At 29.8% G+C, this 24819-nt stretch carries 22 protein-coding genes; 19 read left to right on the plus strand and 3 right to left on the minus strand.

The features are described from left to right. Positions 1-238: 238 nt before the first annotated feature. The 7 genes from FGK85_RS09980 (at position 239) to FGK85_RS10010 (ending at position 7798) form a co-directional block, all read left to right on the plus strand. Complete coding sequence (locus tag FGK85_RS09980) at positions 239-1864, plus strand: spore germination protein (protein ID WP_138206191.1); 1626 nt, start codon at positions 239-241, stop codon at positions 1862-1864. Positions 1865-1868: 4 nt separating this feature from the next. Further along, a complete protein-coding gene (locus tag FGK85_RS09985; protein WP_138206193.1) occupies positions 1869-3020 on the plus strand; it encodes a Ger(x)C family spore germination protein in 1152 nt (383 codons plus the stop codon). A gap of 1 nt (position 3021) precedes the next feature. Further along, positions 3022-3240 (plus strand): hypothetical protein, encoded by a 219-nt coding sequence (locus tag FGK85_RS09990; protein ID WP_138206195.1) that lies wholly within the window; start codon positions 3022-3024, stop codon positions 3238-3240. 4 nt (positions 3241-3244) lie between these two features. After that, positions 3245-4336, plus strand: a complete 1092-nt coding sequence (locus FGK85_RS09995; protein WP_138206197.1) for a GerAB/ArcD/ProY family transporter — start codon at positions 3245-3247, stop codon at positions 4334-4336. Between the two features lie 197 nt (positions 4337-4533). Then, entirely contained in the window at positions 4534-5433 is a 900-nt protein-coding gene (gene ptb / locus FGK85_RS10000; RefSeq protein WP_138206199.1) for a phosphate butyryltransferase, read from the plus strand. Positions 5434-5451: 18 nt separating this feature from the next. After that, the gene (gene iorA / locus FGK85_RS10005; protein ID WP_138206201.1) at positions 5452-7215 is read left to right on the plus strand and encodes an indolepyruvate ferredoxin oxidoreductase subunit alpha; all 1764 of its coding nucleotides are present in this window, start codon (positions 5452-5454) and stop codon (positions 7213-7215) included. Position 7216: 1 nt separating this feature from the next. Continuing rightward, positions 7217-7798: an indolepyruvate oxidoreductase subunit beta gene (locus tag FGK85_RS10010; protein WP_138206203.1), complete on the plus strand. Its 582-nt coding sequence runs from the start codon at positions 7217-7219 to the stop codon at positions 7796-7798. A 142-nt stretch (positions 7799-7940) separates the two neighbouring features. Here the strand turns inward: FGK85_RS10010 and FGK85_RS10015 are convergent, their stop codons facing one another. Beyond that, positions 7941-8624, minus strand: coding sequence for a hypothetical protein (locus FGK85_RS10015; protein ID WP_138206205.1), 684 nt, complete (start codon positions 8622-8624; stop codon positions 7941-7943). 383 nt (positions 8625-9007) lie between these two features. Here FGK85_RS10015 and FGK85_RS15360 point away from each other — a divergent pair, with 383 nt between their 5' ends. Both FGK85_RS15360 and FGK85_RS10020 read left to right on the plus strand, forming a co-directional pair. Further along, a complete protein-coding gene (locus tag FGK85_RS15360) occupies positions 9008-9163 on the plus strand; it encodes a hypothetical protein (RefSeq protein WP_171011387.1) in 156 nt (51 codons plus the stop codon). A 5-nt stretch (positions 9164-9168) separates the two neighbouring features. After that, positions 9169-9717 carry a hypothetical protein gene (locus FGK85_RS10020; RefSeq protein ID WP_138206207.1) on the plus strand — a complete coding sequence of 183 codons (549 nt, stop codon included), beginning with the start codon at positions 9169-9171 and terminating at the stop codon, positions 9715-9717. Positions 9718-9761: 44 nt separating this feature from the next. Here the strand turns inward: FGK85_RS10020 and FGK85_RS10025 are convergent, their stop codons facing one another. Then, the gene (locus FGK85_RS10025; protein WP_138206209.1) at positions 9762-11273 is read right to left on the minus strand and encodes a hypothetical protein; all 1512 of its coding nucleotides are present in this window, start codon (positions 11271-11273) and stop codon (positions 9762-9764) included. Between the two features lie 205 nt (positions 11274-11478). Between FGK85_RS10025 and FGK85_RS10030 the strand changes: the two genes are divergently transcribed. Together FGK85_RS10030 and FGK85_RS10035 are read left to right on the plus strand one after the other, a co-directional pair. Beyond that, the gene (locus FGK85_RS10030) at positions 11479-12258 is read left to right on the plus strand and encodes a hypothetical protein (RefSeq protein ID WP_138206211.1); all 780 of its coding nucleotides are present in this window, start codon (positions 11479-11481) and stop codon (positions 12256-12258) included. Between the two features lie 243 nt (positions 12259-12501). Further along, entirely contained in the window at positions 12502-13347 is an 846-nt protein-coding gene (locus FGK85_RS10035) for a hypothetical protein (protein WP_138206213.1), read from the plus strand. Positions 13348-13386: 39 nt separating this feature from the next. Here the strand turns inward: FGK85_RS10035 and FGK85_RS10040 are convergent, their stop codons facing one another. After that, positions 13387-14877, minus strand: coding sequence for an aminotransferase class I/II-fold pyridoxal phosphate-dependent enzyme (locus tag FGK85_RS10040; RefSeq protein WP_138206215.1), 1491 nt, complete (start codon positions 14875-14877; stop codon positions 13387-13389). Positions 14878-15150: 273 nt separating this feature from the next. Between FGK85_RS10040 and FGK85_RS10045 the strand changes: the two genes are divergently transcribed. The 8 genes from FGK85_RS10045 (at position 15151) to FGK85_RS10080 (ending at position 24276) form a co-directional block, all read left to right on the plus strand. Beyond that, positions 15151-15753 (plus strand): 50S ribosomal protein L25, encoded by a 603-nt coding sequence (locus tag FGK85_RS10045; RefSeq protein WP_138206217.1) that lies wholly within the window; start codon positions 15151-15153, stop codon positions 15751-15753. 87 nt (positions 15754-15840) lie between these two features. After that, positions 15841-17562, plus strand: coding sequence for a phospho-sugar mutase (locus FGK85_RS10050; RefSeq protein ID WP_138206219.1), 1722 nt, complete (start codon positions 15841-15843; stop codon positions 17560-17562). Between the two features lie 420 nt (positions 17563-17982). Continuing rightward, positions 17983-19062, plus strand: a complete 1080-nt coding sequence (locus FGK85_RS10055) for a tetratricopeptide repeat protein (RefSeq protein WP_138206222.1) — start codon at positions 17983-17985, stop codon at positions 19060-19062. Between the two features lie 791 nt (positions 19063-19853). Beyond that, positions 19854-20582, plus strand: a complete 729-nt coding sequence (locus tag FGK85_RS10060) for a polymer-forming cytoskeletal protein (RefSeq protein WP_138206223.1) — start codon at positions 19854-19856, stop codon at positions 20580-20582. A gap of 51 nt (positions 20583-20633) precedes the next feature. Next, positions 20634-21632 carry an ABC transporter ATP-binding protein gene (locus tag FGK85_RS10065; RefSeq protein WP_138206225.1) on the plus strand — a complete coding sequence of 333 codons (999 nt, stop codon included), beginning with the start codon at positions 20634-20636 and terminating at the stop codon, positions 21630-21632. 12 nt (positions 21633-21644) lie between these two features. After that, positions 21645-22469: an ABC transporter permease gene (locus tag FGK85_RS10070; protein WP_138206227.1), complete on the plus strand. Its 825-nt coding sequence runs from the start codon at positions 21645-21647 to the stop codon at positions 22467-22469. 12 nt (positions 22470-22481) lie between these two features. Further along, positions 22482-23315 carry an ABC transporter permease gene (locus FGK85_RS10075; RefSeq protein WP_243122856.1) on the plus strand — a complete coding sequence of 278 codons (834 nt, stop codon included), beginning with the start codon at positions 22482-22484 and terminating at the stop codon, positions 23313-23315. Positions 23316-23652: 337 nt separating this feature from the next. Then, positions 23653-24276: a YhbD family protein gene (locus tag FGK85_RS10080; RefSeq protein ID WP_138206229.1), complete on the plus strand. Its 624-nt coding sequence runs from the start codon at positions 23653-23655 to the stop codon at positions 24274-24276. Positions 24277-24819 lie beyond the last annotated feature (543 nt).

Below are 24819 nucleotides of genomic sequence, written 5' to 3' on the forward strand. Positions count from 1 at the left end.
AAGCTTTCATTGCCTGAACGAGGAACGAGTGAGTTTGAAAGCTTTAGGGTATTCAAATTTGAAAACATTAGAATTTCTTAGCGTACTGCGAACAGTCTAAAAAAATATATTTATTGTGGACTTAAAATCAGATTTTTCCTATGCCATTACGTCACAATTTGCTTATTATTTGAATATATTAAGCTTTTTTGCAAATAATAAACTAAGTAGAATTTTATAGTAAAAGGAAGTGATTTTAGTGAAAAAGCTATTGGAAAAAATCAAAAATAACAAAAAAGGTAAAAAGAATAAGCAAGATGATAATAATAAAGAGAAGAAGCAAATAAATAATAAAGATAGCAAAACACTAAAAAATGTACTTGAACAGTATAATTTAAATAAATCACTTCAAAAAAATATAGATTTGTTTCAAAAGGATATACTAAAAGATGATGGTACTATAATTTATAGAAAATTTAAAAATAGAAATTCTTCTACAGAATTTTGTCTTATTTTTATAGATGGAATGGTAAAAAGTGAAACCATAAATAAAAGTATTATATATCCAATTACCACATATAATTTAAATCAAAATAATAAGCAAGGTTTAAATGGGGGCACAGAGGATTTAGTGCAACATATAAGTGATGAAGTAATAATGGTAGATGATGTGAAAATCGTAAATAGTGTGGATGAGTTAATTCATAATTTACTTTATGGGGATTCTATATTATTTATAGATGGATATGATAAGGCACTAATTATCAACACTAAGGGATGGGATACTAGGTCTATAGAAGAGCCATCTTCCGAAACTATAGTAAAAGGACCTAGGGAAGGTTTCAATGAATCCATAATTAAAAATTTATCTTTAATTAGAAGAAAAATAAATTCCCCAGATTTAAAGTTTAAGTTTAGGGAATTGGGAGTTAGAAGCAGGACTAAAATTTGTATAGCTTATGTAGAGGGAATAGCTAATGATAAAATTTTAAGGGAACTGGAAAAAAGGTTGGATGACATAAATATAGATGGGATTTTTTCTACTGCAGCGATACAGGAATGTATAAACGATGCTCCATTATCACCCTTTAGGACTATCGGAAATACCGAAAGACCAGATGTGGTTGCTTCTAAACTTTTACAGGGTAGAATAGCTTTATTATGCGATGGCACTCCTGTGGTATTAACTCTTCCGTTTTTATTTATTGAATATTTTCAAGTAAATGAAGATTACTATGATCAATTTATATTTGCATCTATGAATAGAGTTATAAGGATAATTGGATTTATTATTACTATAATTACACCAGGAATTTATGTGGCCATTACTACATTTCATAAGGAATTAATTCCTACGGAATTAGCTTTAAGTATATATTTAGCTAGAGAAGGGGTACCTCTTCCAACGGTTATTGAAAGTATAGTTATGTTGATTACTTTTGAAATAATAAGGGAGGCGGGTACTAGATTGCCTAAGCATGTAGGTGGGGCAGTGAGTATTGTAGGAGCTTTAGTTTTAGGTGATGCAGCTGTAAATGCAAAATTTGTAAGTGCACCTATGGTAATTGTTGTAGGTGTTACTGGCATATCGGGATTGATTATTTATGAAATGAAGGCAGCAATAATTTCTTTAAGATTTATATTTTTAATTGCAGCCTCTCTTTTTGGAATATATGGAGTAATATTTGTTGGAATGGGGCTATCTATTCATTTAATGTCTATAAAGAGTTTTGGTATACCTTATATGTTAAAGATAGCTAATATGGAAAAATACACTATAGTTGATACTACCATAAGGATGCCTTGGTGGCTTTTAAAATATAGAACTAAATTTATATCTAAGGATTTTATAAGGATGAAAAATAATATTAAAGAGAAGGAATAAAAAGATGAGAAAGTATATAAGTAAAATTCTTATTTTATTTATATTGATTGTTTTTTCCACAATGGTTTGTGGATGCTGGGATTACACAGAAATGAACGATGTGAAATATGTAGCAGGCTTTGCAGTGGATAAGGATAAGGATACAGATGAATATATATTAACATCAGAAGTACTAGAAGCATCTATTAGTGCTAATATTATAAAATCTAATATAATTCAAAGTAGAGGTAAAACTATACATTCAGCTCTTAGAGATGCTATCAAAAGGACAGGAAAGATGCTGCAGCTATCCCATGCTAAAGTTGTTATAGTGAGCAAAGATATTGCAGAACAGGGTATAGTACCAGTGATAGATTTAATTAACAGGGACGTAGAAGTAAGAAACGATATGTGGATTTTAGTATCACAAATGAGCACTGCTTCCGAAATACTCACTAAGAGTAAAAAATACGATGAGATAATATCTTATGAATTGGCAGATGCCATTAAAAATTCTAATAAAATAGGAAAGTTTAACTCAATAGAGGTATTTAAATTTATAAGGGATTTATCAGACAAAGGAATTTCCGCAACAGCTTCTATGGTTAAAGTAGTTAAAGAAGAGGATAAAGCTGATTTTGAGGTTTTTGGAACAGCAGTTTTTAGAAAGGATAAAATGATAGGAAAATTAAGTGAAGAAGATACTATTATTTTGCAAATTCTCAGAGGTAAAAAACAAAAGTTTATAGTTCCTATAGAACTAGAAAATAGGGAAAGTATAAGTTTGGAAATGATGAATGTAAGTAGAAAGGTAAAGGTAAAAAAAAAGGATGATAAAATATCTATGAATATGTATATAAATATGGATGTAGCACTATCCGAACTAGGAGAGAAAGATATAAACTATGTTTCGAAGGAAAATAGAGGTAAATTAAAAAAACAGGCAGAGAAATCCATAGATAAAAAGATATACAATCTAATAGAAAAAACTCAAAATGAGTATAAAAGTGATATAGTGGGTTTTGGAGATTTATTAAAGAAAAACAAGCAAAAGGAATGGAAAAAAGTATCAGACAACTGGAATGAAGTTTTTAAAGATATAGATATAAATGTATTTGTAAATATAAATATAAAATATAGTGGACTTAATAAAAAGAATATAAAAGTAGGTATTTAATATGATTGTGCTGATAATTTCTTTTTATGCATTAATTTTTGGATATGACATAGTAAAGTTATATCATAATAATTTAAAAAGGGAGATTCCCATATATATTGTAATAATGAGTATAAGTGTTGTTATTAGCTCCTTAGTGGCTTTAAAAATAGATATCGTGGATCCTATGATATATTTTAGAAAATTTTTAGAATTGCTAAAGAGTGCTTTGGGAGGATAATTACATGAAGGAAGAAAGTATATCTAATAAACAGATGCAGCTATTTATATTTTGCTATTCCATAGGAGCATATCTATTGTTTAGCATGGGTTCTGCAGTTAAGCAAGATGCTTGGATAGCTTTAATAGTAGGAATTATTCTTGTAATTCCTGTGGTTGTTATGTATGGGAGGCTTATGAATTTATACCCTGGAAAAAATTTGTTTCAAATACTAGAAGAAGTTTTTGGTAAAGTTTTTGGTAAAGTATTTAGTTTAATATTTATAGGTAATACTTTTTTTTTAGGATCATATATTTTAAATGACTTTGTGGATTTTATTAAATTAACAGCTTTGTTTAATACACCGCTATTTATTCCAATATTAATTATAGGTATATTGAGCATATGGATACTAATGAAAGGTATTGAGGTTTTAGCAAATTGGGCTCAGTTTTTTATAAGAATTATATTAATATTTATTTTTATAACATCTATATTATTAATTCCTCAGATGGATATTACAAATTTAAAGCCATTTTTTTCTCATAGCATAAAAGAAATATTAAAAGAAGGTGTTGCATTACTTACTTTTCCTTTTAGTGAGGTTTTTTTATTCTTAAATTTTTTTGATTGTGTAAGATATGATGATAAAACTAAAAATATATTTATTAAGCCGCTTATTTTAGGAGGAATTGTTACTCTTATTGTCACAATTGTGACAATAATGTTACTGGGTGGAGAGATATATTCTTCTTTTTATTATTCAGGATATGCATCTATAAAAAGAATGCAATTTGCAGGAGAATTTCAAAGATTAGAAGTGGTAGTTTCTGTTGCATTTACTATAATGCAATTTATGGAAGTGAGTTTTTGCTTTTTAGGGGTTTCTAAGGGAATACAAAGTGTATTTAATTTAAAAGATTATAGAGATATTTTAGTTCCTGTGGTTTTTTTATCTTTAAACTTCACTTATATAATGTTTGGAAGCGTTATGGAGGCTGGGGAATTTGTACAGGATTTATGGCCATTTTATGGATTTTTTATTCAAATAATATTTCCTAGCTTAGTATTTATAGGGGCGATTGTAAAGAAGAAGCACTTTAGCAGATTGCATTGACAAAAATATTTGAAATATTATACTATCATTAGAGATATTTTTTTAAAAATTTTGAAAATATTTTATAATGAAAATACTTATTAGATATAGATATTTAAAGTTTTTAAATATCTAGTTTAAAGTATAAAATAATATTTTAACGAATATTTATTAATTATTTTAAGGGGTAGGATAAAATTAAAAAAGGGGGAATCTGGATGGTTACTAAATTGGAAGAGTTGATTCAAAAGGCCAAAGACGGAAAAAAAAGAACTTTATCCGTGGCAGTAGCTCAAGATAAACCAGTATTAGAAGCAGTTACAGAGGCAGTAAAATTAGGAATAGTTGATGCTATACTGGTTGGTGATGAAGAAAAAATAAAAGAAATTTGTGAAAAGGAAAATTATAGTTTAGATAATATAAAAATAGTAAATGAAAAGGACATTATAAAGGCTGCAGCAAAAGCTGTGGAGTTTGTATCAAAAGGACAAGCAGATTTTATAATGAAGGGTATGCTGGGAACAGCGCCACTTTTAAAAGCAGTTTTAAATAAAGAAGCTAATCTTAGAGGGAATAGCTTATTATCTCATGTGATGATTTATGGGGTAAAAACTTATCCAAAACTTATATTCTTAACAGATGGAGGTATGGTACCATACCCAGAATTAAAGGATAAGATAGAAATTATAAATAATGCAGCAAAGGTGGCTCATGCCCTTGGCATAGATAATCCAAAGGTAGCACCACTATGTGCAGTGGAGGTTGTAAACCCATCAATGCAGGCAACAGTAGATGCTGCAGCATTAAGCCAAATGAATAAGAGAGGCCAAATGAAGGGTTGCATAATAGAAGGACCTTTAGCCCTTGATAATGCTATATCTAAAGAGGCTGCAGAACATAAAGGCATTCATAGCCCTGTAGCAGGAGAAGCAGATATATTATTAGTTCCAAATATAGAGGCAGGTAATTTATTAGGAAAATCATTGACATACTTTGCTGGGGCAGAAAATGCAGGAATAATAGTGGGAGCTAAATGTCCTGTAGTACTTGTATCCAGAGCTGACAGTGCAAAATCTAAGTTATATTCTATAGCACTAGGAGCTTTGGCTGTAAAATAATTTTAAGGGGGTATTATTATGAAAGTGATAATGTCAGGTAACGAGGCTATTGCAAGAGGAGCCTATGAGGCAGGAGTTACTATAGCTTCAGCTTATCCAGGAACGCCAAGTACTGAGATACTTGAAAATCTTGCTAAATATGAGGGAGTATATGCTGAATGGGCACCAAATGAAAAGGTAGCATTAGAAGTATCTTCAGGTGCTGCTATTGGTGGTGCAAGAAGTTTAAGCACTATGAAGCATGTAGGATTGAATGTGGCTGCAGATCCACTTTTCACCATGGCTTATGAAGGAGTAAATGGTGGACTAGTAGTTGTAACAGCAGATGATCCAGGAATGCATTCATCTCAAAATGAACAGGACAATAGATATTATGCTCCACACGCTAAGGTGGCTTTAATAGAACCATCAGATTCTCAAGAATGTTTAGATTATATAAAGGAAGCTTATAGAATAAGTGAAGAATATGATACATTGGTTTTATTTAGAAGTACTACTAGGGTTTCACACTCAAAATCTATAGTAGAATTAGGCGAAAGAGTAGAAGTAGGAGTAAAACCTTATGAGAAAAATGTTAAAAAGTATGTAATGATACCAGCTCACTCTAAGGCAAAACACTATGAAGTTGAAGAAAGACTAGAAAAACTAAGACAATACTCAAACAAAACTTTCTTAAATAGAATAGAAATGGGAGATACTAAAATAGGTATTATAACCAGCGGTATATCCTATCAATATGCTAAAGAAGTTTTTGGGGACAAGGCTTCTTACTTAAAAATAGGATATAGTTATCCACTTCCAGATGAAATGATTAGAGATTTTGCATCAAAGGTGGAAAAGCTTTACATCATAGAAGAAAATGATCCTTATATTGAAACAGCTGTTAAAGCAATGGGAATACCTTGTACAGGAAAAGAAATTATTCCAATTTGTGAAGAATTAAATCCAGATATAATAAGAAAAGCTATATTGAAGGAAGAAAATAAAGGAGTTTATGAAACAGATATTAAAGCTCCATCTAGACCTCCAGTGCTTTGTCCAGGATGTCCTCATAGAGGAATATTCTATGCAGTTTCTAAGTATAAAGATGTAATAGCTACTGGTGATATAGGATGTTATACATTAGGATTAGTACCACCTTTAGGTGTAACTGATACAGTTATATGTATGGGTGCATCAATTTCTGGCGGACTTGGAATGGAAAAAGCTAATCAAATGGCAAAGAGAGAAGATAAAAAGGTATTTGCATTTATAGGAGACTCTACATTCTTCCATTCAGGAATTACAGGACTTATAAATTCAGTTTATAACAATATACCTATAGTTACTTGTATATTGGACAACAGAATAACTGCTATGACAGGTCATCAAGAAAATCCTGGAACAGGAAAAACTCTTCAAAATAAACCAGCTCCAATGGTAGACATAGAAAAAGTAGCTTTATCTGTTGGAATTAGAGAAGAAAACATAAGAGTGGTAGATCCATATGATTTAAAATCCACAGAAGAAGCTGTTAAAGAAGCTCATGATAGCAATGAACCATTTGTTATAATAACAAAACAACCATGTGCTCTTAAGAAAGATGTGTTAAAAGCAAGAGCAGGTATTAAATGTGTTGTAAATACTGATAAATGTATGAAATGTAAAGCTTGCTTAAAGACAGGCTGCCCAGCACTTCAATTTAAAGATGGTGTGGTAAGTATAGATCAAAATATGTGCAACGGCTGTGAAATATGTAAGCAAGTATGTAAATTTGATGCTATTGAAAAGGTAGGTGAATAAAATGAAAGAGATTAAAAGTGTTTTATTTGTTGGTGTTGGTGGACAAGGAACTATTTTGGCTTCTAAAACACTAGCAGAGGGACTTATGAAAAATGGTTATGACGTTAAAATGTCAGAAGTACATGGAATGGCTCAAAGGGGAGGCAGTGTTACAACTCAAGTAAGATTTGGAGAAAAGGTTTATTCACCACTTATTGAAAAAGGCGCTGCAGATGCCATAGTGGCTTTTGAAAAAAGTGAAGCAGCAAGATGGCTTCCACATCTTAAAAAGGGTGGATATGTAGTAGTAAATGACTATGAAATATATCCTGTACCTGTATTGATTGGACAAGAGAAGTATCCAGAAAAAGTTATAGAAAAATTAAGCGAAGCAGTAGAAAATAAAGTTGTAATGAATGCATCTAAAATGGCAGAAGATTTGGGAACAATTAAAGCTCAAAACATAATATTATTAGGAGCTTTAATAAAGGTACTAGGTCTTGATAATTTAGATTGGGAAAAGGTATTAGAAGAGAGCCTTCCAGCTAAAATAGTGGATATAAATAAAAAGGCATTAAATATTGGATTAAGCGAGGCCAAATAGTAGTTATAAAATATATAAACTAAACTATTAAAAATTGAAAAACTAGAGCTTTTATTGAAAATTATATTAAATAATCTTCAGATAGAAGCTCTAGTTTTTTATTATTTATATTTTATTTACTACTAATTAAGTGGCAATGCTACTAAGGAGTTTCTGGTTCAGTAAGTTTGATGGAGGTTATTTCGCATAAAGAAGTATAGCTAATTTTAGTATTTTTATTAAAGCTTCCATCTGCAGCAGAGGATTGAGCTGATGTGTATAATATTCCATCACCTACAGCTTGAAAGTAATCATTTGTGATTTGATATGATCCTCCATTACCGTTAGTATCTATTTGAGGAATTTGGGTGTTTATATTTAGTGTATTGAAATATTTTCTCAAATCATCAACACAACAAGGGCAGTTTGGCTCGTCTGTAACTAATAAATCTATATCTGGTTTAGTGTGAGCTTCATTTATAGTCACTTCCACTGAAACAATTTTGCATATGGAGATTATAATATTGTTTGATTCTTCTCCAGAAGGAGTTACTTTTGCAAATTCCACAAGAGATTCTTCTGGAAAACCTTTAATAGTATTTACATTAGATATTTCACTGCTACTAGTTAGGATAACTTTGCTTAAGGTTACTGTTTCACTAGTATCTATTTGAGTTAGTAAATCTTTCATAGATTCTTCACAACAATTACATGCTATGCTGCCAGGTTCACCAGGTTCACCAGGTTCACCAGGCTCACCCTGAGGTCCTCTAGGCCCTCTAGGACCAGGAGGGCCTTCGCAACATTGACATTTCGGTAAACATATTATAGTTTTTTTACATTTCAATTATAATCACCTACTTAAATATTTTATTTATCTACACACAACTAATAGTATATAAAGGTGTATGTCTTTGAAAAAATTTATTAAAAATCATATGATTTTATTATTTTAATTAAAGTTTTATAAAGTCATGTTTTCTATATATTATATGAGGATTATAGGGGATTTGGACTATATTAGGGTAATGTATTTAGGAGATAAAGGAGTGGTAATTGACAAGTTTAAAGTGATAAGTAAAAAAACAAATAATAAAGTATATAACAAGTATTTAATATTTATACTTTTATATTTATCTTTTAAATAACCATATAGGAAGCACTTGCATATAATGAATTAGATACAAATGAGAAGTAAAATGGTAAAAGATGAAAAGGAGTGTTAAATAAATGGGAATGTGTGAACAAGAGCTTTTAGCATATAAGCTAAAAGAGTTATTTTGCAAAAAAAGTTGTTGTGACTGCTGTGATATATGTGTAGTTGATTGTTGCAAGGATAAAGACTGTAAAGAAAAAAAAGCTGTGACTATTGTGACTGCTGCGTAGAGCCTATGGAATATTTATTAAAACAGTTTGAATATGGGGATACTATATATTTATTAACAGATGATGGATATTTCTATGATGGATGGATATTCTTAGGGATTAATAACAATATATTAACTCTTAGGTATCCATATTATAGTGGATATGTTGAAAAGATTTCAGTTTGTAAAATTGAATCTATAGGTTTACCGCCAGAAGGGCAAGATATAGAAGATATAGAATTGTTGGACAATAAATGTAAGCCAGATAAAGGTTATTGTGGTTGTTGTGAAGCTCCTATTAGGAAACAATTAGAGAGCTATAGAGGATTGTATGTATATATTTATACTGATAATTATAGTTATGATGGGTATGTATATGCAGTTTCTGATGGAATAGTTATATTGGAATACTATGGATACTATATAGCTATTTCCACCTGCAAGATAATTTCTGTAGGATTAGAACAATTTACTATGGATGGAGTAGCAGGTACAGAAGAATCAGGTAAAAACAATCCAAAACTTACAAATATAACAAACAACCCATTACAAGAAAAAAGTAAGAAAAAATAAATATAATGAAATAAATAACGCCGCACTAAAAAGTGCGGCGTTATTTATTTCATTTTGAAAATTTTATCAAAAAAACTCATATTCTTAAAACGTTCAAGTTCTCCTTTAAGTGTATTATTTTCCTTTTCCTTTTCTTTAATTTTGAATTCTAAATTTTTTAGATATTCACAGCTATATTGGCAACTTTTATTTTCAAATTCTTTTGTTTTAAGTGAACTTTCTTTTAGGTTATTATTTTCTTGAGAGAGTTTCTGTATTGTATTCTTAAGAGATTCACCTTTATCTTTTTCTAAATTTAATTTATTTTTTATATCTTTTAGTTCGTTTACAAAATTATTTTGGGATTGGAGTAATGAATTATAATCTTTTTCAATAGCCTTTTTTTGGGCACTAGTTTGGTTTAAATAATTATTAATATTATTCATAGAAATGTCTTTTTCATATAATTTGTTTTTTAATATGGAAATTCTCTTTGCTAATTTATCGTTTAGCATTTTAGTGTAGGAAATTTCCTTAAGTAATTTTTGTATGGTTCTTTCTGCATCGCAATTTTCTAGTAAATGGAGATTTATTTCTTCCATATCATTATATATTAGGGTTTCTTCTGGTAAAAAAATTTTCATAGGAGAAGAGTTTAAAATAAATACTTCTTTAGCCTGTAAGCTGTCATTAAAGTTTTCTTCAGATATATATCTAGATTTTTGTATTCTATTTATATTTTCAATAAAAATATTATTACATTTATTCCAACTATCCTTGAAGCAACAATATATTAAAGAACTATTTTCTGTCCACATAGAATATAAAGAATTATTTTCAATGAGGAACAATGGATTGCATATTTTATCATTACTTTGGTGAATTTTAAAGGCCTTCATATTTCCGTTTTCATCTAGAGATACATGCTCTAATGTATAAATATTCTTATCTTTTGTGAAATTTAAAATATGAAAAACATTATCTTTTTTTATAGTAGAAAATTGTATGTTACTTCCATATAGTCTATATAGTTTTTTAGCATTACTCCATAAATTTTTTTTGTATTTGCTCATATTTAAGGAATTTTGATTTTTTTCATTTTGTAAAAAGAATATATATAGTTCATCATTAAGTATTTCTATATCATAATGTTTAATGGAGGAATAATCAAAATTTAATGAAGCCACAATACTTGTATTGAATTTGTTTCCAGACCATTTGTAGTGTAATAAATCACCCTTATGTTTTTCATTTTCTTTAAGAAAAATAAAGAATATATGAAGTTCATTATTTAAAGAGTATATCTTTAATTCCTGTATTTTATCACCCTTATTAGAAAGGGTATATAGAGTTTGTGTTGTCCATTTTTTATTAAATTCACAATATCTTACATCCCCATCATAGGTTATGTATATCAGTTGTATGGTTCCTATATAGTTTATATTAACATGAAATTCTGATACATTTTTATCTATTTGTACTTTTTCATAATAATTATCGCATATAAGAAGTTTATTTTTATCAATATAGAATTTCCAAAGAGTGTCTGAGATATCTTTTAAAATATATAGACTCATAGCGCACCTCCTTATATAAAATATATTAATGAATTCAATGGTATATTCTTTAAATAGTCACCTGTAAATTAAAATAGATAAAATTTTAAAAAAATATATTTAGTAATAAATTAATGATTATTATATAGAAGCACACTTAACATTTGTCTGCATAATATATATTGAGAAAACAATATTATTTTAATATAGATAAGGAGGATATTTTATGGCAATTAATCCTAAGGATTTTATTCCACGCCCTGGTTTTGTAAATAGACAGGGGTGTTTACCAGACCCTGATGAGTTATGTTGTATTCAAGTACCTAAGATATTTGACCAATGTTTAATTAAAAGATGTCTTAAACCTGTAGATGAAACAGACTTGTGCCAGGAAATAGAAGGAGTTACTGATCCAAGTCAAGTTAAAAAAATAGGCTGCTGTCGTAATTTTGATGTGGATATTATTTCTGTATCAAAATCCTGTATAAAAGGCGAAGAGGGATATAAAAGAGTAACAGTTAACTTCACAGTAACTTTTAAAGTAGATGTATTAGTGTATACTGGAAGTGGAAGCGAATGCGGATGCGAGTCTAAGACATTATGCTATGAAGTAAATCAAACAATAACTGTTCCAAAATTCTATTGTCCTGAGCCAATAGCAGAGGTTTCAATTAGTAAAGGTTGCATATGTAATCCAGAAGTAGAAGATGCAGATAAAAAGATGATAAAATTAGAAGTAATTGCTGATTGCTTAAGATCAGAATTAGTTAAAGTAGACTGTACAGGTACTGATAAAGTAGCTTTATGTATAACGTTAGGACTATTTATCATAGTTAAAAATGAACTTTTAGTACAGTTATTAATTCCATGCTATGGATATTGTCCAATACCTAATGAGTGTCCAGGAGAGCAAGATCCATGTACAGAATTTATGAATAGAGATGTACCAGACTTCTATCCACCACAAAAAATGGATAGCTTATTTCCAGATTATATAGATGAATAATTAACTAAAATTCACAATGAAATTAATTGTTGATACTTAGGTAATTACTATATATCAAAGGAAATTGAATTAGGCCTCATGTGAAAGCATGAGGTTATACTTATTTAATTAAAATTTGGAAAAAGCTTAGCGGTATAAACTTTAAGTTTATAGAGTGCTATTTCAGTTACTGTATTTAAGTACTAGGTATGGTTTGATTTTTTTGCTATAATAGTAAATATAACTAGAAGGGGGAGAGTGTTAATGTACAATGAAGCATCACCAGAATTATTAGAAAAACTTAATTCTTATATTAAAAAGGGAGAAAGTGTAAAGGTATCTAATCCTGTAGAGTATTTTGGGGGTTTATATAGAAAAGTAGTTTTTAGTAAAGGAATTATGCAGAATATTAAAGGAAAAGAAAGCCAGTTTATATTTATAAATGAATGGGATAAGGTTTTAGATAAAAAGCAAGTAAGGAGAGAACTTGTAAAGCTATTTTATTATTATGAAATATTCTTTGATAAAGACAATAGATTAAGTATATACAAAACTGTTCAAAGTGAAAGTGATATAATCAAGGATAAGAGTGATTATTCAGAGGCAGAATTGGGACTTAAAATTTTACAAGAGAGATATAAGAAAAAAGAAGAAAAGGAAGCAATAGATCAGGTATTGCCTATAGTTAAAAAAGTTCTAGAGCTTAGAAGAAAGAATAATGAAAAGCTACAGGAAGTAATAGATATTGTAGAAGAAATGAAAAAAGAAGAAAAAAATTTCAGCATTGAGTGTTTAGAAAAAATTTATCCTGTGTATAAGGAAGCTTTGATGTTGAATTTCAAAAAAGTTAAAGCTATATATCCAGCGGGACAGTACTACGGCAAATTGAAGAAAAAAGCAGAAAAGACAAGAAGGCTATATTCTGCTACTTTTAGAACTAGAAATATAGGATTACTTATTAAAACTAACTATGTAATGGGGTATTTTGAAAAAGTATTGCGTACATATAGTAGGATATTAGACATGAGTGAAAATGATTATAGTAGATTTTTAAAAGAGGCAGAAAATAATAATTTTAACAATCTTATGACTCTTATAAGAGATATATAAAAAGTGTGGTTTGAAACCACACTTTTTTTATATATTAAATTATTCTACATTTATAAATACAGCGTCTTCTTTTTCAACTACTTTGATGTATTCTACATTAGGATCCTCTGTACCTTGTACGTAAAGACCAGCTTCTTTTAACTGTGATACGTAGTCAACTACTTCTTTAGTGATTTTTTCACCAGGACATAAAACAGGTATTCCAGGTGGATAAGCTAGTAGGAATTCACCGCTTATTTTTCCTATACTTTCAGTAATAGGTACACAAGTTTTTTCACTATTGAAGGCTTCTCTAGGAATTAATACTTGCTCAGGAATAGCAGGTATATCTAGGAAGTCAATTTTTCTATCACTTTTTCCGTAATAGTCTTTGCTTATTTCTTTAAGAGCACTTAAAAGTCTATCCATACCTTCCTTTGTATCTCCAAAAGAACCTACAGCTAAAGTATTATAGAAATCTGATAATTCCATTTGAATATGGTATTTATCAGCAAGTATTGTATCAAGCTGGTATCCTGTGATGCCTAAATCCTTACAAGTTATAGTTATCTTAGTTGGATCAAAGGCATAAGCGCCAGGAGTTCCTAAAATTTCTTCTCCAAAACACTTGAAGCCAGGAATTTTATTTATTTCACTTCTTACATAGTTTGATAATTCTATGGTTTTATCTAAAAGCTCTTTACCATTTAAGGCAATTTGTCTTCTAGCACAATCAAGAGAAGCCATAAGAATATAAGAAGGTGATGTAGTGTGAAGTAAATTTAATACCTGTTGTACTCTTCTAGTATCTACTCTATCTGAATTAACGTGTAATAAGGAGCACTGAGTTAGGGCACCTATTATTTTATGTGTGCTTTGAGCGCACATGTCAGCTCCAGCTTCTATAGCTGAAACAGGTAATTTATCATTAAATCCTAAATGTGGACCATGAGCTTCATCTACTATAAGAGGAATATTATAATTGTGAACTATATCACTTATCCTCTTTATATTTGTAGCTACCCCATAATAAGTAGGGTTAATTATCAAAACTGCTTTTGCATCAGGGTTTTCTTTAAGGGTTTTTTCCACTGTTTCTGGTGATACTCCATGAGCTATACCTAAATCTTTATCTATTTCAGGTTGCATATAAACAGGGTGAGCACCACTTAATATTATTCCAGCAGTAACAGATTTATGAACATTTCTAGGGATAATGATTTTATCACCAGCTCCTACCACTGAAAGTATCATAGCTTGTATAGCACCTGATGTGCCATGAATTGAAAAAAATGAAGCAATAGAACCATAAGCATCTGCAGCTAGTTCCTGGGCTCTTTTTATAGGTCCATTAGGATGATGCAGGCTATCAACTAACTTAAAAACTGTTACATCAATTTTAAAAGGATTTTCACCTATGAAGTTTTTAAAAGTTTCGTCCATTCCCACTCCCTTTTTGTGACCAGGTACATGAAACGGTAAAGTATCTCTATCTACATATTCCATTAATGCATCAAATAAAGGAGTTTCCTTTTGATTTAATTTATACACCTTAATTAACACCTTCTTTCTTAAAATTCCGCGAACTTCCTTAGAAATATTATCTAGTTCGTGTAAAACAATATCATTATAAGTTAAATGGAAATAGAATGCAATAAAAAAAACAAAATTATTTTAAATAATTTTTATATTTTTTTTAGCAAGCAAATCCTCTGATTTCAGTGGCAAAAAGGTGGTTATGTATACGTGATAACATTAGTATTTCATTTGGTAGGAATATTATTCATAAATCATGTCAATAATACATAAATGGGAGGGATAAAAATGGAAAGTTTAACATTGAGTAAAAGAGAAAATAAAACTTCTCATGCTGCTAAAAAGATGAGAAGAAATGGCTTAGTTCCAGGAGTTCTTTATGGTAAATCTGTGGGAAACTATATGTTTGAAGTGGGAGAATTGGAATTAAGTAGAGAGATAAACGAAGTAGGAGAACACGGAATTTTAGATTTAAATTTAGAAGGAAACAGAGTAAAGGCCCTTATTAAGGAAGTACAAAGGGATGCTGTAAATCATGAAATAATTCATGTGGATTTACAAGAAGTCAAAAAGAACTCCATTATACAAGCAGATGTACCTATAATATTTCACAATGAAAAATTGGTATCTAAAAATGGAGGTATATTGCAAAAGGAAAAAAACAGTATTAAAGTTCAATGTAATGCTGAAGAATTACCAAAGAATATTCACATTGATTTAAAAGGATTAAAGGTTGGAAATGTTGTAAGAATGGGTGATGTGGAAATGGCTAAAGAAATATCTATGATAGAGGATCCGGATACAGTTATTGTAAGCGTTACTTATGCAAAAAATGAAGGAACATATATGGACGAAGAAGAAATTGATGAACAAGATGAAAAAAAGGAATAATCAAATTGATTATTCCTTTTATTTGTAATATTATATATTAGTAAGGTGTTTTAATATATGAAATGATAAAAAGCAAGGGGGATAAAAATGACATATAATGAAAAATATCATTTATGGATAAATTCTAATTTTATTGATGAAGAAACTAAAAAAGAACTTATAGATATAAAAAAGGATGAAAAAGAAATAGAAGATAGATTTTATAAAGATCTTCAATTTGGAACTGGTGGACTTAGAGGAGTAATAGGTGCTGGAAGCAATAGAATGAACATTTATACTGTAGGAAAATCCACAGAAGGTCTAAGTAGATATTTAATAAATAACAAGGGAAAAGGGGCTTCTGTCAGCATAGCCTATGATTCTAGAAACAAATCTAAGGAATTTGCCGAAGCTGCAGCTAGAGTACTTTGTGGCAATGGAATAAAGGTAAATTTATTCGAAGATTTAAGGCCTACTCCTATGCTGTCTTTTACTGTTAGACATTTGAAAAGCAGTGCAGGTATAGTAATAACAGCTTCACACAATCCAAAGGAATACAATGGTTACAAGGTTTATGGAGAAGATGGTGGACAAATAACAGATAGGGTAGCAGAAGAGATAATATCAGAAATAAATGCTGTTAAAGATTTTAGTGAAATTAAATTTATGGACTTGGAAGAGGCTAAAGAAAAAGGATTATTATCTATAATAGGAGAAGAAGTAGACAAGGCATATATAGATAAGGTAAAAGAATTATCTATAAGAAAAGCCCTTATTAGGGAAAAGGCTGATGAATTAAAGATAATATATACTCCTATTCATGGTTCAGGCAATAAGCCAGTGAGAAGAGTTTTAAAAGAATTAGGATATGATAAAGTGTATACTGTTAAAGAACAAGAAAATCCTGATGGAAATTTCCCTACAGTAGAATATCCTAACCCAGAGGATGCAAAAGTATTTGATATAGCATTAAAAATGGCAGAAGATATTGAACCAGATATTATTTTTGGAACTGATCCGGATTGTGATAGAATTGGTGTGGTAGTTAAAAATAAAGAAGGAAAATATAAGGTGTTAACAGGAAATCAAACGGGAGCACTATTAATGGAATATATATTATCCTCTTTAAAAGAAGAAAATAAGCTGCCTAAAAATGGAGTAGTAATTAAAACTATAGTTACTACAGAAATAGCTAGAGAAATAGCTAAAGAGTATAATGTGGAAATTATAGATGTACTTACAGGATTTAAGTACATAGGCGAAAAAATGAAGGAGTTTGAAGAAAAGGGAGATAAAAAGTATATCTTTGGATTTGAAGAAAGCTATGGCTATTTAACAGGGGATTTTGTAAGAGATAAAGATGCAGTTATAACATCTATGCTTATAAGTGAAATGACACTTTACTATAAAACAAAAGGTATGACGCTATATGATGCACTGCAGGAATTATACAATAAATATGGATTTTATAAAGAAGAATTAGTGTCCATTACCCTTAAGGGAAAAGAAGGACAGGAAAAAATAGAGAATCTTATGGAGCACTTGAGACATTCCATGAAAGCTCATTTAGATCAGGTTAAAATAGTTAAGAAATTTGACTATAAATTAGGAATTCAAAAGGATTTAGTAGAAATAAATGAGGAAAAAATAGATTTGCCAAAGTCTAATGTATTAAAGTTTATACTAGAGGATAATTCTTGCTTTGTAGTGAGACCTTCAGGTACAGAACCAAAAATAAAAATATATCTATCAGTGGTAGGAAATAGCAGTGAAAACTGTAAAGATAAAATGATTAAATTTAAAGAGCAAGTAATGAGTTTAATAGACTAAAATAATATTATTTATTTTAATAAATTAAATAAATTGGGAGCTTTAATATATAATTTAAATTCTACATTTTAAATTATAACAATAATATATAGTTTAAAACTTATGTGGAAAAGTTCAGTTATAAAATTAACAAGCTAAAATTAGTACATTTATATAAAGGGTGAGTTTTCACCCTTTATCTTTTATCCGATGACTATCTGCCGTAACACTCCCACTTCTAACAAAGTGGGAGATAACGGCAGCTACGTCCCTAGATAACGATCTCTAACCTTCAGATGGAGTAAAAACTCCATCTGAAGGTTAGAGATCTGTTTATAATTGTAGTCATTTACAATTACGGTATAATAAAAATGAATACTTTACAATACAAGCACTTTAAATTAATATTAGATGTGTAAAAAATCTTGGAGGTGAATTTTAATGGATTTAAAAGCTCATTATGCGGAGAAATTATCTAAATTACTATTTTTAAATATAAAAAGAGAAAGACTTAAGGAACTTTTTAATGTGGATTTAAAAGGGGACATATACATGCCTGTGGGAACAGAAAACTTAGCTAAAGAGATAAAAGAAACTAAGGCTTTAGATGTAATACCCATGAGTTTCTTTATAGAAGGAATGTTTTTTGTTTTGGGGGCAGATGCTAACTTTAAGTTTAATAAATATTATGAAAAGATGATTTTAAATACTAAAGATGCGGAAAAATTTATAAAATCTAAGATTGCAAAAGAAATTAAAAAGAATAATTATGAAGAAGCATATATAATGCTAAAAGGACTTTGTACTATAGAAAAAAGTGAGGATAACTTTTCAAAACTCCTATTGCTTTGTGATAAACTGAGAGGGAGCAGTAAACTTTATGTGGAAGAGGAATTAGAGTTAATAGCTCAATGCAAGGAATTATATGAGAATTTTTCAGAACCATATTTATATGAAGCTCTTGTATTAAAAGAGCAGGAGGATTTCCAAAAGGCCTATTATTGTATAAATACATATATAGCTAAAGGCGGTGAGGAAAGCAAGGAAATCAGTTCATTTAAAGAATCTTTAAGCATAATAAATCAATATGATAAGGGTAAAGATTTAGTAAGTGAAGAACCAGAAGAAGCGTTGAAATTGTTAATTCCACTTATGCAGCCGCTAGGGGACAAAGCTGAAATATATTATTATGTTGCAGTAGCTTATAGAAATATGAAAAATCATGACAAGGCTATATATTATTTAAATGAGGCTTTAGCCATAGATGACAGAGCAGTGGAAATAATAAATGAAATGGGACTTAATTATGCTTCTATAGGAGAATATGATAAAGCTATAGCCTATTTCAGAGATGCTTTTAGTTTTACCGGTTCTGTAGAAATATGCACTAATTTAATTATGTGTTATTTAAATATAAATGATTTAGAACAAGCTAAAGTGCATTTAAAACTTGCAAAAGAAATAGATCCAGAAGATGAAGTAGTTAAAGATATAGAAAAATCATTAGGTTCTAGTCACTAGTTCTCAATATCTTATGATCAATAAATGGGAATTTGTAGAGGAAGTAAGAATTAAATAAGAGGTAAGAAGTAAGAGTGAATGATTATTTTCCTCCACTGCGTTACGGAAAATCTTTAATTGAATATAAGCAATGGTATAGTGGGAAAAGGTATAACTGATTCATTAAATGAAGAGGTTATACCTTTTCTTTTAAGGGCTTAAAAAATCTTTTATTGGCGGCAGCCAGTCTAAATACGTAGATGTGATTATGATTTATATATAAGAATACATAATTTTAATTGTTGGATGAATAGAAACTTGTAGATAAGTAATAGGCAATAGGTAAGAAAGTAAGAAGTTCCTATTTTTCATTTATAATAATTGTAAAAGTATTTACAATGAAACAATGTTATGTTACAATAAACATGTAATAGACATAAAAAGATAATTTTAAAGCAATTTTATGAAGGTAAAGCTTAAAAATATACCTTAGGTATATTTAAATATTATACTTACAAATTGCTTAGTTATTTTATACAGTAGCATTTAAATAAGTAAACACGCTAAATTTACACAGTGTGTAATGTTGGTATGATATTATTTATAGTTAAAGTAGTGCGTGTTACGGCAGGTAGTCATCGGATAAAGTGTTAAATAAAAGTTAGCTATTAAATATTATGGGACTACTAAAAAAAGTATGATTAAGAAAATATTTTTTGTTTATTCAACGTAACAATGTTACATTAAGTGAATAGAATATTATTACGTAATATAAATAATGAATTTTTAAGAGAGTAAAAGGAGGGTTTAACATGGAAAATAATTTAGGGGATGTAAAAATACTAGGTTCTGGAGAAAGTTCAGGTGGAGAATATAATCAAGTTAAAATACTTGGTTCTGGAGATGTAAATGGTGATTTAAAGTGTAAGGAGCTAAAGGTATTAGGAGCAGGGGATATAAATGGAAATGTAGAGGGAGAAATCATAAAGGTTGCAGGTGCTGCAGATATAGATGGAAATGTAAAAGGTGAGCGTATAAGTGTCAGTGGTGCTGCAGATATAAAGGGAAATGTAAAGTGTAAAAAGTTTAAAATAGCTGGAGCTATAGATGTGGATGGCAATGTGTATTCAGAGGAAATAGAAATTTCAGGAGCAGTAGAAATAGGTGGGGATTGTGAGGCAGAAATATTTAATTCTAATGGAGTCTTCCAAATTGAAGGAATGCTCAATGCTGGAGAAATAAACATAAAATTAAAGGGAAAAAATGAAGTAGGAGAAATAGGTGGAGAAAAGATAGAAGTAAAGAAGAATGATGAAAAAGGAATTGGAAGATTTTTTAAAGTATCTTTTAATAATACCGTGGCTAAATTAGAATGTGAATTAATAGAAGGTGATGAAATATACCTAGAATACACTCATGCTGAAACAGTTAGAGGCAAAAGCATAGTACTAGGACCTGGATGCAATATAGAAAATGTTGAATACAGTGAAAGCTTCAATATGTCAAATGAATCAAAAGTAAATGTAACAAAGAAAATATAACTTAAATAACTCTCAATTTTCAATTCTTAATTAAAAAAGGGGGCTTTAAAAATGGAAAAGGCAGTAGAGGTTAAAAACTTAAAAAAATATTTTATAAGTGAAAAAAAGAAATTATTTAAAAAAACAGAGAAGAAGGAATTCAAAGCAGTAGATGATGTGAGTTTTCACATAAATAAAGGTGAAATCTTTGGGCTTTTAGGACCTAATGGGGCTGGTAAAACAACAACTATAAAAATGATAACAGGGCTTTTAAGACCAACAAGTGGCAGTGTTACAGTTATGGGAAAAGACGTGGACAAAAATCCTATGGAAGCCCTAAGTAACATAGGAACAGTACTAGCAGGGGACAGAAGTATATACTGGAAGCTAAGTGCTAGGGAAAATTTAGAGTATTTTGCAGCTCTATATGGATGCAATAAAAAGGAAGCTAAAGAAAGAACTCAAAAGGTATTAGATAGATTAGGGTTATCAGATAAAGCAGATGAATTAGTGGAGAAATATTCTACAGGCATGAAGCAAAAGGTAGCTTTAGGAAAAGCTTTGATACCTAATGCGCCAGTGGTTTTACTAGATGAGCCAACCCTAGGACTAGACCCTCAAGCAGCTATTAATTTAAGAGAGATAATTTTAGAGATAAAAAACGAAGGAAGAACTGTGCTTTTAACTACTCATTACATGGAAGAGGCGGATTTTTTAAGTGATAGAATAGCAATAATAGATGGTGGAAAAATAATAGCACTAGATACTCCAGAAAATTTAAAAAGAAAATTAAATCAGGTAAAGACTCTGAACGTAGAAGTGGATAGTTCTGATAAAAAACTTTTAGATGAAATAAAAGAAATTAAAGATATTGAAAATGTAGTGAGTAAATATGATGAGGCTGGAAGAAGGTATATTTTAAACATTCACCACATGGATGGAGATGTGGTTATTCAAAAGATAATAGATTGTGTTTCAAATAATAATAAAAAAATACTTAGTATGAATGTGAAGGAACCTTCCCTAGAAGATGTATTTATACATTTAACAGGAAAGAGTTTGAGGGATTAGGTGGTGAATTAAATGAATAGGTTTAGAACTATTGGTACGGTTTTAAGAAAAGAATTTACCTTAATAATGAGGTATCCTACTTGGATTATACAAATAATAATATGGCCTTTAATTTTCCCTGCCATGTATATTTTAAGCGCTATTGGGTTTTCAGGACCGGATAGATCAGGACTAAAAGCCTTTAGTGCTGTAACTGGAACACCAAATTATGTTGGATATATTGTGGTTGGAACCATGCTATGGATGTGGGTAAATTCAACTATGTGGGGCTTTGGAACTTTTTTAAGAGAGGAACAGATGAGAGGTACTTTAGAGTCTAATTGGCTTTGTCCTATAAATAAATTTGATTATTTAGTTGGGGCAGGACTTGTATCTATGATTGAGGCTTTTACCGTAAATGTAATCTCCGTTTTAGAGTATAGATTTATATACAGAGTTCATTTTACAGGAAACATTATACACTGGTTTTTAATATTTTTAATAATGATTCCAGGTATATATGGCTTAGGATGTTTATTTGCTAGTTTAGTTTTATGGGCAAAGGAAACTAATACTGCAGTACAGTTTGTAAGAGGGTTTATAATGATGCTTTGTGGAATAACTTTTCCAATAGCAATAACTCCTTTATGGATGCAGAGCATATCTAAATGTATTCCATTTACTTACGGGATAATAGCAGCAAGACAGTTGATGGTTAATGGTGAGACTTTGAAGGCAGCTTCTTTTAATATAATAATGTGTTTAATTTTAGGAGTAGCTATTTTCGTATTAGGAAGACTTGCTTTTTTATATACGGAAAAGAAAGTAAAAAATCAAGGGGCTTTAGGAAGATTCTAGGGGGTGAATCAGTTGAAGGAAAAGTTATTAAGAAAGTTATATGTTTACAGAGCGAGATTTATAATAAGCATGAAAATATATTTTAGATATCCTATTAATGTTATATTTAGTTTTTTTGATCCACTGATATGGCTTACACCATTCTATTTCATGGGTAGAAGCTTTTCTGTAAATGGAGAAATGACTGGATTTTCTAAGTACACTGGTAATTCAGATTTTATGGGATTTTTAGTAGTTGGATATATGGTAATGAGCTATGTGCAAACGGTGTTTTGGTCTATTGGATTTTCTCTTAAAGAAGAAATGCAGCAGGGTGTTTTGGAATCCAATTGGTCTGCTCCTGCCAGTAGAATAAGCCTTTTAATAAGCAAAAGCTTATCTAAATTACTTATAACTACTATAGAGATTATTATTACAGGGGTTATATGCCATTTTGCCTTTGGATTTAGAGTAACAGGTGACATTTTAAAGGCTGTAGCATTCATAATACCAGGAATAATTGGCCTTATGGGTATAGGTGTTGCTATAGCGGGACTGGTTTTAATAGCTAAAAATGCAAACCCAATAATAGATTTAAGCAGCAGTATAATCAATGCTATGTCAGGAAGCTTTTTCCCTATAAAAGTACTTCCAAAGGCATTTATGGCTATATCACTAGCTATACCACTTACTTATATGTATGACAGTAACAGAGTTATATTAATAAATCAAAAACCATTGTTTTCTTTAAAAATTGAATTTATAATACTTATTGTGTCTATGATAGTGTGTTGTATTTTAGGAAATTGGATATTCTTAAGAATAGATAGAAAATGCAGAGATAAGGGAATATTAGGAACACACTAGATTAGGGGGCTAGTTGGCCAGAGGGCCGAATTAGGGTGCTAGTGGGCTAGTGGGCTAGAGGGCTAGTGTGATAGAGGAAAAAAATAGTGTGTTAGAAAGTAAGGGACAGGTATAGAGGAATACTTACAATGATAATTTATGTAAGATAGAATGTTGTATCTAATTGTTTTGAAGTGAGTAAAGATTAGTTAGTGGTGAACCTGAGGGAGTAGTGGATAGTTATTGGAGAATAGATCTTAGTGACTGGAGAATAGGGATTAGAACCAGTTGGGGACTGGGGAGTAGTTATTGGGGAGTGTAATATGTGTGTACCGTAAGAGGAAGGAGGTAGTATAAGATGGAGGAGGACTTGATTTCTAAAAAGGAACTTTTAGATTTAACGGGTATATCCTACGGACAATTGTATAGATGGAAGCGAAAGAAACTAATTCCAGAAGAATGGTTTATTAAGAAATCATCCTTTACAGGGCAGGAAACCTTTTTTCCTAAAGATAAAATACTAGATAGAATCAATGTAATAAAAAATATGAAGGATGATTTATCATTAGATGAAATTGCCCACATGTTTACACCTAATTTGAAGGATATCTCCTTTAGTAAGGATGAAGTTTTAAGAAGAAATTTAGTTACAGAAATGACCATGAATATATATAGTCAGCTATATCCTTTGGGACTTGCTCTTTCTTTTGAAAAAATTCTACACATGTATATATTAGAAAAGTTTATTAAATCCGGTGAGGTGAGCATAGAAGAGGGTAAGGGGATTTTGCAAACCTTAAAAGAAAATTATAACAATATTCAAAAGGAAGATTACGATATTTTACTTTTAAGAAAATTTGGTGCAGCAGCCAGCATACTTATTCCCCACGGAGTGGATATATATATAGACAACCAAACTAAAATGGTTTTGAAGATTAATATATTGAAGTGTATTGAGGAGATGAAGATAAGGGTTAACTAAGGGTTAACTATAGAAGATATTAATATAATAAAATTAATATCTTAAATAAAATAAGCAATTTTTAATAAGGAATTTATTGATTTTTGGATATTCACCTCTTAAATATCTGTGGGATGCTTAGGGGTGGATATTTTCATTAGTTTTTAAAAGACGAATTACATATAGTTAAATTATAAATATTAAATTATTGTGTGAAATTAAAGAATTTAATAGATTAGTTAAATATGAATATATGAATTAATTGTAAAAAATTTAGTTATTCAATAATAAAGTTTGTATATATGGAGTTTAAGCACTATAATTAAAGTTGAATTATTTTTAAAATGATGTAAAATTTAAACGTAAGGTTATAAAGAAATATTTATGCAACATAAATTGAAGAGGATGTGAATTTATGAAAAGATATAGAAGTTTCATACTGTACGATATAATACTCATTGCTGCATCGTTATACTTGGCATTATTACTTAGGTTGGACTTTAAGATTTCACCAGAATATATGACTTTTTTTTGGTATTCAGTAATACCAGTAATAGCTATAAC

Origin of the sequence: Haloimpatiens lingqiaonensis (assembly GCF_901447495.1) — a bacterium.
GTDB classification, from domain to species: domain Bacteria; phylum Bacillota; class Clostridia; order Clostridiales; family Clostridiaceae; genus Haloimpatiens; species Haloimpatiens lingqiaonensis.